A 14976-nucleotide genomic window follows, 5' to 3' on the forward strand; every position below is an offset into this window, starting at 1 on the left:
AAAAAACCCTAAACATTGTAAAATGTTTAGGGTTTTTGCTTTTATTACTTCTTTACAATGTAGCCATATCAATCACAAAACGATAACGAACATCACCCTTTGTCATTCGGTCATAAGCGTCATTAATATTTTTGATGTCAATCATTTCAATTTCTGAAACAATACCATGTTCAGCGCAGTAATCTAACATTTCTTGCGTTTCTGGTAATCCCCCTATTAAAGATCCAACAAGACTTTTTCTTCCTCCAATTAAGCTAAAAGCATGAACTTCATATGGTGTGGGTGGAACACCTACACAAATGTGAACTCCATCTCTTCTCAGTAAGGACAAATATAAATTTAAATCATGCGGCGCAGAAACTGTATCCAGAATAAAGTCAAAATAACCAGTCACACTCTTAAGCTGTTCAGCGTCTTTTGTAACCACAAATTTATGAGCTCCCAATTTTAAAGCATCAGCCTCTTTTTCGGGAGAAGTACTCAATACAGTAACTTCCGCACCAAAAGCAACACCAAATTTAACTGCCATATGACCTAAACCGCCCAATCCTAATACAGCCAGTTTGTGTCCTTTTCCTACTTTCCAATGTCTTAATGGCGAATAAGTTGTAATTCCTGCACACAATAAAGGAGCAACTGCTGCTAAATCTAATTTATCAGAAACATGCAATACAAAATCTTCATGTACTACAATGGTATTAGAATAGCCGCCATATGTAGGCGTTTTATGATCTTGCTCTAAACTATTATAGGTTGCCGTGCTCCCGTTTATACAAAACTGTTCCAAACCTTCCTGACAGTTTTCACAAGTTCTGCAAGAATCTACCAAACAACCCGTACCTGCTAAATCACCAACTTTAAACTTCTTTACATGGCTACCCACTTTTATAACTTTTCCTACGATTTCATGTCCTGGAACCATTGGAAAGATAGATCCACCCCAATCATCTTTGATTTGATGCAAATCACTATGGCAAACGCCGCAAAATTGAATATCAAATTGTACATCATGTGGCCCCACTTCTCTTCTTTCAAAATCCCATGGAGCTAAATCCGTCTTTGCATCCTGCACTGCATATCCTTTTGTCTGTATCATAATTATTATTTTTTTTATAAAATTAATCCTTTTATTCGAACTCGTTGTTATACATTTTGTGAAGAAAAGTATAAAATTTAGTGAAGTAACATGCTCTAGATAGTCCATAAAAAAGTTGTAAAATGAATCTAACATTGTTTTTTTGCATTTACAAAATTTGTTTCATCCAAAAGAACTTGTTTTTACTACCTTTAAAATTTTAAAAGAAAATCATGGAAACTCAATCTTATAAAAATCACATTCGGTATTATACACCGCATCATTTTATCTATTATCCAATTATAATTGCATTGATGTCCTTCAGCATTTATTTTAGTTTTACAACTAAGGATCAATTAATTTGGACTTTTATCAGTGGGATTTTTGTTGTGTTATTTTGCCTGGCATTTATGTTGCGTCAACATTATGCCTTAACATTGCAAAACCGAATCGTGCGACTAGAACTTCGGTACCGCTATTTTTCTATTACAGGAAAAAGATTGGAAGATTTTGAACACCAATTGAATGACGATCAATTATTTGCTTTGCGGTTTGCACCAGATAAAGAGCTTCCAGCACTTATCGAAAGTACTTTGAACGAAAATCTCACAGGAACAGCAATTAAAAAAGCGATTATCAATTGGAAAGGTGATTACGAAAGAGTTTAAAGTTTCAAAATATTTTTTGCCTACCTGAATTTTATAGATTCAGAATTTTGTTACTTTGTCCCGTAACACAATCCTATTAAACCTGAATTTAAAACCCATAATGCCAGAATACTTATTAGATGTCGAGTACAACAACATCATTTATAGCGAAGAGGAAGTCAATTTTAAGGAATTTGAATGTTGTACGTTTACAAACTGCAACTTTTCCTCCTGCGTATTTCTGGCAGTAACCTTTATTGATTGTACCTTCAACGATTGCACTTTTAGCGGTACCAAGATCAATTACGTAGCCTTTAGAACCGTAACTTTCAATCGTTGCGAAATCAAAGACGTTAATTTTTCTATGTGTGATAAATTGATTTTCGAAATTGCCTTTACGGACTGTATTTTGGATTTTTCCAAATTTTATACGCTAAAAATTAAAGGTACATCTTTTACCAACTGCAGTTTAATTGCAGTAGATTTTATGGCTACAGATTTGACCGAAGTTCTATTTGAAAATTGTGATTTATACCGTTCTGAATTTGCAAAAGCAATCGCTAACAAAGCTAATTTCAAAACAAGCTATAACTACACTATTGATCCAACCAAAACCAAAATTAAGAAGGCTGTTTTTTCTCTGGAAGGACTTAAAGGATTGCTCTACAAACACGAGATTATAGTTAGATAGTTTTACGAAATAATACTCCCATCCTCCATAGTAATGATTCTATTAGTCCGTTCAGCAAAATCAGTATCGTGAGTAACGACCAATAAGGTTTGATTTTTTTCCTGTGTCAATTTTTTAAAAATATCAAAAACCAAATCGCTATTTTTTTTGTCCAAGTTTCCTGTAGGCTCATCCCCCATTATAATCAGCGGATCGTTTATCAAAGCACGTGCGATAGCCACACGCTGCTTTTGCCCTCCACTTAATTGATTTGGCATTTTCAGGGCTTGGTCTTGCATGTCCAATGTTTTCAAATGTTCCATCGCTCTATGCTCCAGTTCCTGATTGGTGAATTTACCTAATTTCATTCCTGGAAGCATCACATTTTTCAAGACATTATACTCCGCAAGTAAATAATGAAACTGAAATACAAAACCAATCTTTTCATTTCTAATCAAGGCTAATTCTTTGTCAGTTTTTCCTGTTACAAGTTCGTTGTGAATAAATATTTCACCGTCATAATCTGTATCCATCGTGGAAAGCAAATACAATAAAGTCGATTTTCCACAACCTGATTTTCCTACAATAGAAACAAACTCACCGTGATTGATGCTCATGCTAATTTCCTTCAGTACTTGAAATTTTACAGGATCGTAAAAATATTTGCTTAATCCAACAGCCTCTAAAACTTTATTATTTTCCATCTTTATTTTCCTCTGATAATTTCTACGGGATCAATTTTACTGGCTTTCAGAGCAGGAAAAAGTCCGGCAATTGTGGTTGTAAATAATGCAAAAGTGATTCCAATGATGTAATATAACGGATTGTAATTGATAGGATAGGTTTTTACAGTGGGTAATGAAGCCGTTTCAAAAGGAATAATATCTATAATAGAGGAAAAAATATACCCAAACAACAAGCCGAATAATCCGCCTGCAAGACCTATAATTATGGCGAGCGAAACAAAAATCCATTTGACATCATTACCTGAAAAACCAGTGGCTTTTAGAATCGCGATGCTATCCATCTTTTCATAAATCATCATATTCAAAATGTTGTAAATTCCAAAACCAGCTACAATTAGTAACACTACCCCTACTGCATAGGAAATAATATTTCTAATGGTGCTTCCTGTTTCAAATTGGGAATTAGCCGTTCGATAATCTATAGTATCAAGATTGAATTTATTATGAAACTCTTTGGCAACAGCCGGAGCTGTAGTCATATCATACAACTTGATTTGAATATCGGTAATGTAATTTGTGGGTTCACCCAATATTTTTTGTGCTGTGGTTAATGATGTATAGCTCATAGTATTATCGATTTCAGCAATTCCAATTTGTGAAATGCCTACAATTTTCAAAGAAGCCAAATTCCCTTTGGAAGAAGTGATTTTTATAATGTCACCTTTTATTAGTAGCATTTTGTCCGCTAGTCCTTTTCCTATTATTATACTGTTGTTTTGCGATAAATCTGCAATATTCCCTTCAATTATATAATCGCTGAATTTAAATAATTTTTCTTCTGCCCGAATATCAATTCCATTGATCAGCCCTGATATTTCGATAGTTCCTGAATTAAAAAAAACGGGAGTACTGATTTTTGGTGCAACATCTAAAATACGAGGGTCTTTTTTTAAATAACTGATAATCGATTTGCTGTTGTAAATTGATTTTCCAATATCTTTCGGTTTTACTGAACGAATGAAATTAGCATTATCCTTATAGCTTTCGGATAATAGTATTGGCTGATTTGCTGATGGTTTTATTTCATTATACAAAAGAACATGTGGTGTTCTGTTCAGCATGAGTCCATCCAGCAAATCATTTAAACCGTTCATGAAACTTACTAAAGAAATAAACATCGCAATACCAAAAGTGACACCCACAGCCGCAACGACAGTTTGCTTAAGCCTGGCTTGGAGTAGATGCAATGCAATATTTAAAATAAGTTTAAAATTCATCTCTAAGGTTTGTAAATCGTTTCTCCTGCTTTTAAACCTTCTAAAATTTCTACTTTTTGATAATCACTTAAACCTATTTTTACTTTGCGTTTTTCGTCTTTGTTTACCAAAACATAGTCACCTTGAATCAAATAACTCTTAGGAATAGTCATTGCATTTTTTATAGTTTTAATGACAATATTAGCCTCGGCGGTAAGATTGGGATACATTTTTTTTGGAGGACTTACAAAGTGGGCTTCAATTTTAAAAGTACGGGAACGCTCCTGCATAATAGGGTAAATTTTATCAATAGTTGCTTCAAAAACTTCACCCTTATAACTATCCATAGTCACTAAAGCCTGTTGCCCGATATTGACACGAACCATATCATTTTCATCTACTTCCAATTCCAATAAAAAGGAATTCGCTTTACCAATAATTGCTAAAGGAACTTGTGCACTAATTAGCGCCCCTTCTTTGACTAAGACGTCAAATAATTCTCCCGAGAAAGCACTTTTTATAGTAAAATCATTTTGTGACTTCTGACTGATTTTAAGATTTATATTATTTCGATTTTGATCATTTTTTAATTGTGCCTTGAGCTGCGCCAATTGCTTTTTAGTTGCTTCATAATTGACTTTGGAACTTTTGTATGCCAATTCTACTCGTTCAAAATCCACTTCTGAGATTCCACCTTGATTTTTAATGACTTTGTTCCTAGTGTAAATGGATTCATCTAAGGTCAGTTTATCTTGTGCTGATTGGACTTTCATTTCCATTTCAGCAATTTTATCCTGGATAAAACTATTACTTTGCTGACTTAGTTGATAAGCCAACCGTGCGTTTTCAGTATTTAGCTCCGCTTTTTCACTTTCTAGTTCGAATAGTGATTGTCCTTTATGTATCGATTCTCCCGCAGTCACATTTATTTTTTGCAGCGTTCCATTTACAGTTGAAAAAACAGTGTATTGACCTTCAGCTTTTACGACTCCTGAAGCATAAACGCTTTCCGTTACGTCTCCTACAGTGGGCTTCGTTTCTTCATTACCTTTCTTAGAACAAGATAATACACTGAAAATAAGCAAATAAAATAGGGATATTGATTTAAAACTCATTTTACTTTTATTTAAAACATCGATAGGTTTGAAATGGTTCATACTATCAAATGTACGAAAATATACATTTTGGCCGCAGAATCATTCTTACATAATTACGTTAAAAAAACAAAGATTTAAAAACAATTATAATTGCTTTTCCATCACATAATCTTCCATCAAATAACCAAAATCCAATTCAATATCTTCTTCGCACACCACTTTAAAACCTATTTTTTGATAAAATGAGAGCGCTTTATTAAATTTATTTACATTTAATGAAACAGCGACGGAAAGATTTTCCATAGCTAGACCTTCAATGGTATCAATTAATAGCTTTCCGGCTCCTTTACCTTGTGCTTCAGGGATTAGGTAAATTTTATGCAATCGAGTAACATTTTTATCTAAATAATTATGCTCATAAGATGCAAATCCTATGCAGCAGCCATCTTCATGAACGAGTATGAATTGATGCCCTTTTTTATTTAAATTCTCGCACAAAGTTTCATCCGAATAAAACAAATTAAGCATATACTCAATCTGTTCTTTAGATAAAATCGTACCGTAAGTAGCTGGCCAGGAACGATACGCAATTTCTCTAATTAATTTGATATCTTTAATTGTAGCCTGCGAAATTAGTATCATTAAGTATGTTTTTTTGAATTTATTAAAATTATACCATATCTACTTTGGGGAGGAAAATAGAGAATTTTGCACCTTCATTGGGTTGACTTTTTGCCCATATAAATCCGTTATGGTTATCTACAATGCGGCTACAAATAGCAAGTCCAAGTCCTGTTCCCGAATACTTTGGGTCAGTTTCTAAGCGTTTAAATAAAAGAAATATTTTTTCAGCATATTCTTGTTTGAATCCAATTCCGTTATCAGCTACTACTATTTTATAATAGTCCTCCTTATTGATTATTTTGTATTCAGACGCTTCTTCTTCCGTAATTATTTCTGAAGTGATGCTTATTTTAGGTATTTGCGTTTCTTGACTATAGTTAAGCGAATTACTGACGAGATTTATAAAAAGTTGCTTAATCTGGAAAGGAATAGCCTTGATGGTCGGTAATTTTCCAATTTGAATCACTGCGTTTTTCTCCTCCACATTTATTGATAAATCTATTAATGTCTCGGTTATCATTTTGTTTAAATCTGTTTCCACAAAAACTTTATCTCCTTTTACAGTTCGGGAATAGTTAACTAAGTCAATAAGCAATGTTTGCATTCTGTTGGCTGCCACTCTAACTTTAGAAAAATAGTCCCTTCCTTGCTGTGAAAGTACATCAAATTCTTTTTCTTCCAGTCGAGATATAAACATTTGAATCTTACGAAGTGGCTCCTGCAAATCATGGCTTACAATATTGTTAAAAGATTCGAGCTCCGTATTTATATATTTTAATTCTTTGTTATTTTCCTCTAGTTCAAGCGTCTTTTTATACTGATTTGTAATATCATAATTCACTCCTATTTTGATCAAATCTCCATTGCCATCCTTAGTAAAACTGCCAACACCCATGATATATCTCACCTCATTAGTCGCGGTTAAAAAGCGGAATACAATAGATGTAGATTGATGATTTATCAGTGATTCTCTATGAACTTTTGTCACATATTCCAAATCATCAGGATGAAAATATTTGATTGTATTCTCTAGATTAGGTTCAAATGCGTTGGGCTCAACTCCCATAAGTCGATATAAATTATCTGAAAAAGTATAGGTGTTTGTTTCTAAATTAACCATCCAGTGCCCAAAACCAGCCGTTTTTTCGGCGGTGTTAAAGGATTCATTTAGCAACTTTAATTTATCGTTTGCCTCTTTAAGGGCCTCAATGTCAATATTGGTTTTATTAAATGAAAGCAACAGAATCAAAAGTGACAGAATAATTAGTAAAAAAGCGGTCATTAACGAATCCTGAAGCTCAAATTGATGATTTGAATTTTGAAATTTAGCTTTCAATCTTTCTGAATTAATGACCTTGTACACGAACAATTTCATCATTTCAGTGTAATCATTACTTCTCTTCAACTTCAATTTAAGCCCTAATTGGTCTACATTATTACTTTTAGCGGCAATTAATGTTTCTCTGAATAATTTAAACCTGTAATTAATGAGTTTTTCAAGTGTTAGGATATCTTTTTTTCTTAATGGATCATTAACAGTTAAGACCTTTAATTTTTTTATGCCCTCTTCAATAATTCCTCGGTTCAAAAAACGATTTTGTAAATAAGACTCGTCATTAGTAATTATATAATTTCGTAAACTGTAGTCATAGCTGTTTATTATGGATAAAAGCTTTTCTAGTTCCAGTTGAGTATCATTGGATTTTGCAATTAGCTCCAGTGTTGAAGTAAGTTTTTGCATTTGGGAAAAAAACTTAGACCCAAAATAGCAAACAACAAGAATAGCAACACCCAAGGCTAATTTAAACACTTGAGAATTTTTAAATAATTTTAAAAATTTCATTAGTTTTTTTTATTAAATGCTAAAGAAAAACGTTTCTATATTTAACCCTGAGGTATGAAATTGCCAATTCATATTTATCACTTCCTTAATTACTTTTTTTAATGCCGAAAAGTCATTTGGTTTTTTTATATAAATATTTGCCCCTTCTATAAAGGTATCTTCAATGTCTTTTTCTGACGACGATGTAGAATATATGGCAACAGAAACATCTTTAAAACGAGTATTTGCCCTAATTTCTTTTAAACATTCTATCCCTGTTTTCCCTGGCATATTTAAATCTAAAAATAAAATATGAGGCAACTTGATATCTGGTAGCACTAAATAATCCATTAAGCCATTACCATTTGTAAATAAGGTCAGCTTATTATCCATCTTAAGCTCCATTATAGCTTCGCTAAAAAAAGCACGATCATCTTCGTCATCGTCAGCTAAAAGGATATGCATTGGATCTTTATGTGCAATCATATTGTATATGGTGTATTATATATTTTATTTATTCGTATTTGATTTATTCTGTATTTGATAATTTCCTTCTTTTGTCGATGACTCTTTTAAACATGGAAGGAGTTAATCCCGTCACTTTTTTAAATTGCGTTGACAAATACGCTACACTGCTATAATTTAGTTCATAAGAAATCTCTGTTAAACTTAATTTTTCTTCTATAATAAGCTTTTTCGCTCTTTCAATTTTCTGAATTATAATAAAGTTCTCTATAGATGTATAGGTATATTCAGAAAAAACATTCGTTATATAACCATATCTATAGTTCAATTTATCTGACAAATATTGAGAAATCGTTGTGTTAGGAAATTTGTCTTTATTGTAAACAATTTCAATTATTGCATCTTTTATTTTCTGTATTAATTGTGCTTTTGGGTTATCGATAATATGAATAGCAAATCTTTTGAGCGAAGTTTGAAGTTCATCAAAACTTTCCTCAGAAATATTATCACTAATTTCAATTTGACCTAAATCCAGTAATTGATAGCTTATATTTAATTTTTCTAACTGATCCTGTAATATTGTTCTGCATGCAATATTTCCATCATAATTATAATTGAGCTTCATTGCAGGTACTAATTATTAGAGTTGAATTTAAAAATATAAATGTATATTAAAAATTATAAATTGGTGCCAAATTACTACTATTTATAACCAACATTGTACTATTTAAAAACAAAATCAACTATAAATAGCTGATTTGTAATTGGTTTAAAGCGTTTTAAAAAAAAGATCCAATTCTTAATTTTAATAAAAAAATTAAGAATTTTAGCCGTGTATGGTTTCGTTTTTTCCGTAATTTTCAATGATAGATGCCTCAAATTCGATCCACTCTCTCCATCGTTTTTCAACATCTACTCCTACTCCATACTTTCTAGCATAAGTGATAAATGTTGTATAATGTCCAGCCTCACTTTCCATTAAATCCCTGTAGAATATAGATAATTCTTCATCTTGAATATTTTCTGAAAGCACTTTGAAACGTTCACAACTTCTAGCTTCAATCATTGCAGAAAACAACAACCGTTCCACCAAACTGGAAACTCGGCTCCCATTTCCACTTTTTTTCATATACAAATACAATTCATTCACATAATCATCTTTTCTTTCGCGCCCCAACTTTAATCCTCGTTTGATAATGATATTATGCACTTGTTCAAAATGATCAATTTCTTCTTTGGCTAAAGCCAACAAATCCTGAACTAAATCCTGATGCTCTGAGTTATTAGTGATAATTGTAATGGCATTTGTAGCAGCTTTTTGTTCACACCAAGCATGATCCGTCAAGATTTCCTCGATGTTTTTTTCTACAATATTTACCCATCTTGGATCGGTAGGTAATTTTAATCTTAGTACAGACATGTTTTAAGTCTTAAAGTTAGAAAGTCTCAAGTCTTAAAGATAAAAGTCGAAAGTCGAAAGTCGAAACTAAGAGAGAATATAAAATTCTATTCCAAGACTTTCGACTTTCGACTTAAAAACTTTAAAACCTATTATTTAGTATACGAAAATAGCTCTTTCGCTCATCATTTCGTTTACTTCATTAGCCACTTCTTCGATAATATCTTCATTAGTGTGGTTCATTAATACTCTGTCAATAAGTTCCACAATAGTTTCCATATCTTCTTCAACAAGACCACGAGTGGTAATAGCTGGAGTTCCTACACGGATACCTGACGTTACAAATGGTGATTTATCATCAAATGGAACCATGTTTTTATTAACGGTAATTTCTGCTCTTACTAATGCGTTTTCAGCATCTTTTCCAGATATATTTTTGTTTCTTAAATCAATTAACATCATGTGATTATCTGTTCCGCCAGAAATAATTTCATATCCTCTTTTTACAAAAGCATCAGCCATAGCATTAGCATTTTTTTGCAATTGTAAAGCATAAGTAAAAAATTCATCTTTCAAAGCTTCACCAAAAGCTACTGCTTTTGCAGCAATGATATGCATTAATGGACCTCCTTGATTTCCAGGAAAAACAGCTAAGTCTAATAAAGAAGACATCATTCTGATTTCGCCTTTTGGAGTAGTTAAACCAAATGGGTTTTCGAAATCTTTACCCATCAAGATTAATCCTCCACGAGGACCACGCAATGTTTTATGTGTTGTAGTCGTTACAATATGACAATGAGGTAATGGATCATTCATCAAACCTTTAGCAATAAGACCAGCAGGGTGAGAAATATCAGCCAATAAAATAGCACCAACACTATCCGCAATTACTCTGAAACGCTCAAAATCCATATCACGAGAATAAGCCGAGGCTCCTGCAATAATTAATTTTGGTTGCTCTTTAGTAGCTATTTCTTGAATTTTATCATAATCTAATCTTCCGGTTTCCTTATCTACACCATAGAAAGAAGGTGTATATAAACGTCCAGAAAAGTTTACAGGAGAACCGTGAGTTAAATGCCCACCGTGAGATAAATCAAAACCTAAAATTTTATCGCCTGGTTTAATACAAGCGTGGTAAACAGCTGTATTGGCTTGAGAACCTGAGTGTGGTTGTACATTTGCATAAGCAGCACCAAATAATTCTTTGGCTCTGTCAATAGCGATTTGTTCAATAACATCAACTACTTCGCAACCGCCGTAGTATCTTTTGCCAGGATATCCCTCAGCATATTTATTAGTTAAAACTGAACCAGCTGCTTCCATTACTTCGTCACTTACGAAGTTTTCTGAAGCTATAAGTTCTAATCCGTGAATTTGTCTTTCTTGTTCTTCTAGAATAAGGTCAAAAATTTGTTCGTCGCGTTGCATTTCTTTGATTTTCGTTAATATGATGCAAAAATACAAAAAAACGTTTGGTAAATAGTTAGATTATAATATATTTGATGAGTAATTTTCAACAAAATAATTAACACATCATGCCTATAACAGCTAACGATACTAATAGAAAATCATGGCTGGAAGTCCTAGAAAACAGTGACTTTCCCATCCAAAATATTCCTTTCGGAGTCTTCCTCACTAAGGAAAATGTAGTCACAGTGGGAACACGAATAGGTAATTTTGCAATCGATTTGGGTGCTTTACAACAATTAAACTACTTTGAAGGCATTGAATTAACAGATGATATGTTCATGCAGGACACTTTGAATGATTTTATCTCTGATGGCCAAAAAACATGGAGATTGGTTCGAAATCGTATTGCTGATTTATTCGATGAAAAAAATCCAAAACTAAGAGACAATATAAAGGACAAGGATATTATAATCTTCAAAATGGAAGATGTAGAAATGCAATTGCCAGTACTAATTGGTGACTACACAGATTTTTATTCCAGTAAAGAGCATGCAACTAATGTAGGAAAAATGTTCCGTGATCCAGAAAATGCTTTATTGCCAAACTGGCTTCACATTCCTGTAGGTTACCACGGTAGAAGTTCTACTATCGTTCCTTCTGGAATTCCAGTTCACAGACCAATGGGACAAACATTGCCGGCTGGGGAAACAACACCTGTTTTTGGCCCTTCCCGTTCAGTTGATTTTGAGTTAGAAACTGCTTTTATCACCACTGATGTCAATATCATGGGAGAAAACATTCCCGTAACGGAAGCTGAAGATTATATTTTCGGAATGGTTTTATTGAATGATTGGAGCGCACGTGATATTCAAAAATGGGAATATGTACCGCTGGGACCATTCCTTGCAAAGAACTTTGCAACTTCAATTTCTCCTTGGATCGTTACTATGGATGCTTTGGAACCTTTTAGAACTAAAGGTCCTAAGCAAGAACCAACTCCGCTTCCTTATTTACAACAAAAAGGAAAACATTCGTTCGATATTAATTTAGAAGTGGCTATCCAACCTGAACACGCAGAGCCTACGGTTGTTTCGCACTCTAATTTTAAATATTTATACTGGTCCATGTGTCAGCAATTAGCACATCACACCTCTAATGGTTGTCGCGTAAATTCTGGTGATATGATGGGATCTGGTACAATTTCAGGCCCAACCGAAGATAGTTTTGGATCAATGCTGGAATTAACTTGGGGCGGAAAAAATCCTATCAAGCTAAAAGACGGATCTGAACGTAAATTCATCAATGATAATGATACCGTAATTATGAAAGGATTCTGTCAAAACGGGCAGGTTCGTATTGGTTTTGGTGAAGTTTCCAGTAAGTTACTACCTCCTTTTGTGAGAAAATAAAAAATTAAAAATGCATATTTCAAAACCTAACATTTATTCTATTTTTGTTAGGTTTTTTTATGACAATTTTTAAAAAATTTTCAATCAAAAAATAGAATTAAGACTTCAAATACACATTTTTAATTTTTTATCCTCATGAAAAAAATTATACTTTTATTATCTTTCTCTATCCTTGTTTGTTCTTGTGGCGTCAAGCAAACCCAAAATTTACTAAGTTCAGGAAATTATGATCAGGCAATTGACAATGCCATTTCTAATTTGCGAACCAATAAAGATAAAAAAGGAAAGCAGGATTATGTTTATTTACTCGAAGAGGCTTTCGCCAAAGCAAAAGAACGAGATCTAAATGCCCTAAATTTATTGGCAAAGGATGCAAATCCGGTACAATTGGAAAAAATATACAATACCTATTTACAATTAAATAATCGACAGGAAAAAATCAAACCTTTGCTTCCTTTAAGATTAATTAAAGAAGATCGAAATGCCATTTTCCCCTTTGACAACTATAACAATCAGATCGTAAAAAGTAAAAATGATTTGTCCGCTTATTTATATGCTAATGCAAAAAAATTAATGACAACTTCTGACAAGATGAATTTCCGAAAGGCGTATGATGATCTGGATTATTTAAATCAAATAAATCCAAATTACAAAGACGTTTTGCAATTGATGGATGAGGCAAAATTCAAAGGTTCGGATTATGTTTTTGTCAATACAAAAAACGAAACAAATATGATTATCCCAACCCGTCTGCAAAACGACTTACTGGATTTCAGCACTTATGGGCTGAATGATAAATGGACCGTTTACCACAATAACAAACAAAAAGGAATTGATTATAATTACGGAATGATGATTAATTTTAGACAGATTTATATTTCGCCCGAGCAAATAAAAGAGAAAGAATTTGTAAAAGAGCGCATCATAAAAGATGGTGTTAAAAAACTTATAGATGCTAATGGAAAAGAAGTCGTTGATGAGAAAGGTAAAGTTGTAATGGTGGATAACCTTAAAACTGTAAATGCTCGTATATACGAATTTAGACAATTTAAGTCTTGTCAGATTACCGCTAAAGTGGATTATGTAAATTACAGAAGCAATCAACTTTTACAATCGTTCCCAATAACTAGCGAGTTTATATTTGAAAATATTTATGCTACCCATAAAGGTGACAGACGCGCCGCTGACGACAATTATTATTCCTATTTTGACAAAAGAGCAGTAGCTTTTCCTAGCAACGAACAAATGGTTTATGATACAGGTGAAGATTTGAAAGCCAAAATAAAAGAAGTAATTTCTAGAAACCCGTTTAGAAACTAATTAATTAGCAACAATCTATTTCAAAACCTCCTTGGGCAATCAAATTTCACAAGGAGGTTTTACATTTTAAAAATACAACAATACCTTAATTTTTTGTTAGAAAATGCAAAATCAGTATTGAGTTATAAAAATTAGTGTACTTTTGCACCAATGAATAACACCAGTATAAATATAACTCCTATCTCACGGACAAACAAACCGACTACTTCTCCCGAAGTACGGATGCTATTAGTATAGTTTCCACAAGTCTTTTGTTTTATTTTTATTCATTTTTCATTTTGCCGTTTTGAAATCACATTTATTTCCCATTGGAATAGTATATTCCAAAATCAGTATACATTTTTCATTAATATCTTGTAATTCAATTTATTGGACTATAAATTCGTATTTTAGTTTCTTATTTCAATGCGAGAAAGAGTGTATTTCAGAACAAACTTACAACTCATTTTATAACTCAAAAATTCAACTCTTGAAATGAATATATCAATAATTATAACTCAGGAAGAGCACTATAAGTATTCACAAGAAATATGTGAAACCATTGAATTATCAGCCTTATTGAGAGGTACTGGTATTGCAAAGAGAACTCCTGAATACATTCAGAAAAAAATGGAAAGCAAAGATGCCGTTATCGCATTAGACAACGGAAAATTTGCTGGTTTTTGTTATATCGAAAGTTGGGAACACGGTAAATATGTGGCGCATTCAGGATTGATTGTTCATCCTGATTATAGAAATTTAGGTTTGGCAAAACAAATCAAATCAAAAGTCTTTGAATATTCTTTAGAGAAATATCCGGATGCCAAAATATTCGGAATTACAACTGGACTAGCTGTTATGAAAATCAATTCTGATTTAGGTTATAAACCAGTTCCCTTTTCGGAATTAACAACTGATCCGACCTTTTGGGCCGGCTGTAAAACCTGTACCAATTTTGAAATTTTGCAAAGCAAAGACAACAAAATGTGCTTGTGCACCGGAATGTTGTTTGATCCAAAAGAAAAACCAAAAGATCCGCCAAAACATCCATTTAACATAAGAGTTCTCAATAGATTAAAATTAATTAAACAAGCGCTTTTCTTAAAAAAATAAT

15 protein-coding genes are annotated in these 14976 nt (G+C 32.7%); 5 read left to right on the plus strand and 10 right to left on the minus strand.

Translation table 11 applies throughout. The features are described 5' to 3' along the window. Positions 1–52: 52 nt before the first annotated feature. Positions 53–1096, minus strand: coding sequence for an NAD(P)-dependent alcohol dehydrogenase (locus tag BUC23_RS04485; protein WP_073206083.1), 1044 nt, complete (start codon positions 1094–1096; stop codon positions 53–55). A gap of 212 nt (positions 1097–1308) precedes the next feature. Here BUC23_RS04485 and BUC23_RS04490 point away from each other — a divergent pair, with 212 nt between their 5' ends. Then, complete coding sequence (locus BUC23_RS04490) at positions 1309–1743, plus strand: DUF6526 family protein (RefSeq protein ID WP_073206086.1); 435 nt, start codon at positions 1309–1311, stop codon at positions 1741–1743. A 100-nt stretch (positions 1744–1843) separates the two neighbouring features. Continuing rightward, positions 1844–2413, plus strand: coding sequence for a pentapeptide repeat-containing protein (locus BUC23_RS04495; protein ID WP_084538297.1), 570 nt, complete (start codon positions 1844–1846; stop codon positions 2411–2413). A 2-nt stretch (positions 2414–2415) separates the two neighbouring features. Here BUC23_RS04495 and BUC23_RS04500 read toward each other — a convergent pair whose 3' ends face one another. From BUC23_RS04500 to glyA, 9 genes are all read right to left on the minus strand, one after another. Next, entirely contained in the window at positions 2416–3096 is a 681-nt protein-coding gene (locus BUC23_RS04500; protein WP_073206089.1) for an ABC transporter ATP-binding protein, read from the minus strand. A gap of 2 nt (positions 3097–3098) precedes the next feature. Then, on the minus strand, positions 3099–4355 hold the full coding sequence (locus tag BUC23_RS04505) for an ABC transporter permease (RefSeq protein ID WP_073206092.1): 1257 nt from the start codon (positions 4353–4355) through the stop codon (positions 3099–3101). 2 nt (positions 4356–4357) lie between these two features. Further along, a complete protein-coding gene (locus BUC23_RS04510; protein ID WP_073206786.1) occupies positions 4358–5449 on the minus strand; it encodes an efflux RND transporter periplasmic adaptor subunit in 1092 nt (363 codons plus the stop codon). A 126-nt stretch (positions 5450–5575) separates the two neighbouring features. Beyond that, a complete protein-coding gene (locus BUC23_RS04515) occupies positions 5576–6073 on the minus strand; it encodes a GNAT family N-acetyltransferase (protein ID WP_073206095.1) in 498 nt (165 codons plus the stop codon). Between the two features lie 28 nt (positions 6074–6101). Further along, positions 6102–7898, minus strand: coding sequence for a sensor histidine kinase (locus tag BUC23_RS04520; protein ID WP_073206098.1), 1797 nt, complete (start codon positions 7896–7898; stop codon positions 6102–6104). Between the two features lie 12 nt (positions 7899–7910). Further along, complete coding sequence (locus BUC23_RS04525; RefSeq protein WP_244153769.1) at positions 7911–8363, minus strand: response regulator; 453 nt, start codon at positions 8361–8363, stop codon at positions 7911–7913. Positions 8364–8406: 43 nt separating this feature from the next. Then, a complete protein-coding gene (locus BUC23_RS04530; RefSeq protein ID WP_073206103.1) occupies positions 8407–8967 on the minus strand; it encodes a helix-turn-helix domain-containing protein in 561 nt (186 codons plus the stop codon). Between the two features lie 201 nt (positions 8968–9168). Beyond that, a complete protein-coding gene (gene miaE, locus BUC23_RS04535) occupies positions 9169–9762 on the minus strand; it encodes a MiaE family protein (protein ID WP_073206106.1) in 594 nt (197 codons plus the stop codon). Between the two features lie 135 nt (positions 9763–9897). Next, positions 9898–11172 (minus strand): serine hydroxymethyltransferase, encoded by a 1275-nt coding sequence (glyA, locus tag BUC23_RS04540; protein ID WP_073206109.1) that lies wholly within the window; start codon positions 11170–11172, stop codon positions 9898–9900. A 107-nt stretch (positions 11173–11279) separates the two neighbouring features. Here glyA and fahA point away from each other — a divergent pair, with 107 nt between their 5' ends. The 3 genes from fahA (at position 11280) to BUC23_RS04555 (ending at position 14975) form a co-directional block, all read left to right on the plus strand. Continuing rightward, positions 11280–12563: a fumarylacetoacetase gene (gene fahA / locus BUC23_RS04545; RefSeq protein ID WP_073206112.1), complete on the plus strand. Its 1284-nt coding sequence runs from the start codon at positions 11280–11282 to the stop codon at positions 12561–12563. A gap of 135 nt (positions 12564–12698) precedes the next feature. After that, entirely contained in the window at positions 12699–13883 is a 1185-nt protein-coding gene (locus BUC23_RS04550) for a hypothetical protein (protein WP_073206114.1), read from the plus strand. A 474-nt stretch (positions 13884–14357) separates the two neighbouring features. After that, positions 14358–14975: a GNAT family N-acetyltransferase gene (locus BUC23_RS04555; protein ID WP_073206117.1), complete on the plus strand. Its 618-nt coding sequence runs from the start codon at positions 14358–14360 to the stop codon at positions 14973–14975. Position 14976 lies beyond the last annotated feature (1 nt).

Source organism: Flavobacterium xinjiangense, from assembly GCF_900142885.1.
Lineage (GTDB): Bacteria > Bacteroidota > Bacteroidia > Flavobacteriales > Flavobacteriaceae > Flavobacterium > Flavobacterium xinjiangense.

Excerpts from the sequence above, each read along its gene's own strand:
- BUC23_RS04490 (WP_073206086.1), top strand. The coding sequence starts at position 1,309 with ATGGAAACTCAATCTTATAAAAATCACATTCGGTATTATACACCGCAT.
- BUC23_RS04520 (WP_073206098.1), bottom strand. The coding sequence starts at position 7,898 with ATGAAATTTTTAAAATTATTTAAAAATTCTCAAGTGTTTAAATTAGCC.
- BUC23_RS04530 (WP_073206103.1), bottom strand. The coding sequence starts at position 8,967 with ATGAAGCTCAATTATAATTATGATGGAAATATTGCATGCAGAACAATA.
- BUC23_RS04525 (WP_244153769.1), bottom strand. The coding sequence starts at position 8,363 with ATGATTGCACATAAAGATCCAATGCATATCCTTTTAGCTGACGATGAC.
- BUC23_RS04515 (WP_073206095.1), bottom strand. The coding sequence starts at position 6,073 with ATGATACTAATTTCGCAGGCTACAATTAAAGATATCAAATTAATTAGA.
- BUC23_RS04555 (WP_073206117.1), top strand. The coding sequence starts at position 14,358 with ATGAATATATCAATAATTATAACTCAGGAAGAGCACTATAAGTATTCA.
- miaE (WP_073206106.1), bottom strand. The coding sequence starts at position 9,762 with ATGTCTGTACTAAGATTAAAATTACCTACCGATCCAAGATGGGTAAAT.
- BUC23_RS04510 (WP_073206786.1), bottom strand. The coding sequence starts at position 5,449 with ATGAGTTTTAAATCAATATCCCTATTTTATTTGCTTATTTTCAGTGTA.
- BUC23_RS04495 (WP_084538297.1), top strand. The coding sequence starts at position 1,844 with ATGCCAGAATACTTATTAGATGTCGAGTACAACAACATCATTTATAGC.
- BUC23_RS04550 (WP_073206114.1), top strand. The coding sequence starts at position 12,699 with ATGAAAAAAATTATACTTTTATTATCTTTCTCTATCCTTGTTTGTTCT.
- BUC23_RS04485 (WP_073206083.1), bottom strand. The coding sequence starts at position 1,096 with ATGATACAGACAAAAGGATATGCAGTGCAGGATGCAAAGACGGATTTA.
- fahA (WP_073206112.1), top strand. The coding sequence starts at position 11,280 with ATGCCTATAACAGCTAACGATACTAATAGAAAATCATGGCTGGAAGTC.
- BUC23_RS04505 (WP_073206092.1), bottom strand. The coding sequence starts at position 4,355 with ATGAATTTTAAACTTATTTTAAATATTGCATTGCATCTACTCCAAGCC.
- BUC23_RS04500 (WP_073206089.1), bottom strand. The coding sequence starts at position 3,096 with ATGGAAAATAATAAAGTTTTAGAGGCTGTTGGATTAAGCAAATATTTT.
- glyA (WP_073206109.1), bottom strand. The coding sequence starts at position 11,172 with ATGCAACGCGACGAACAAATTTTTGACCTTATTCTAGAAGAACAAGAA.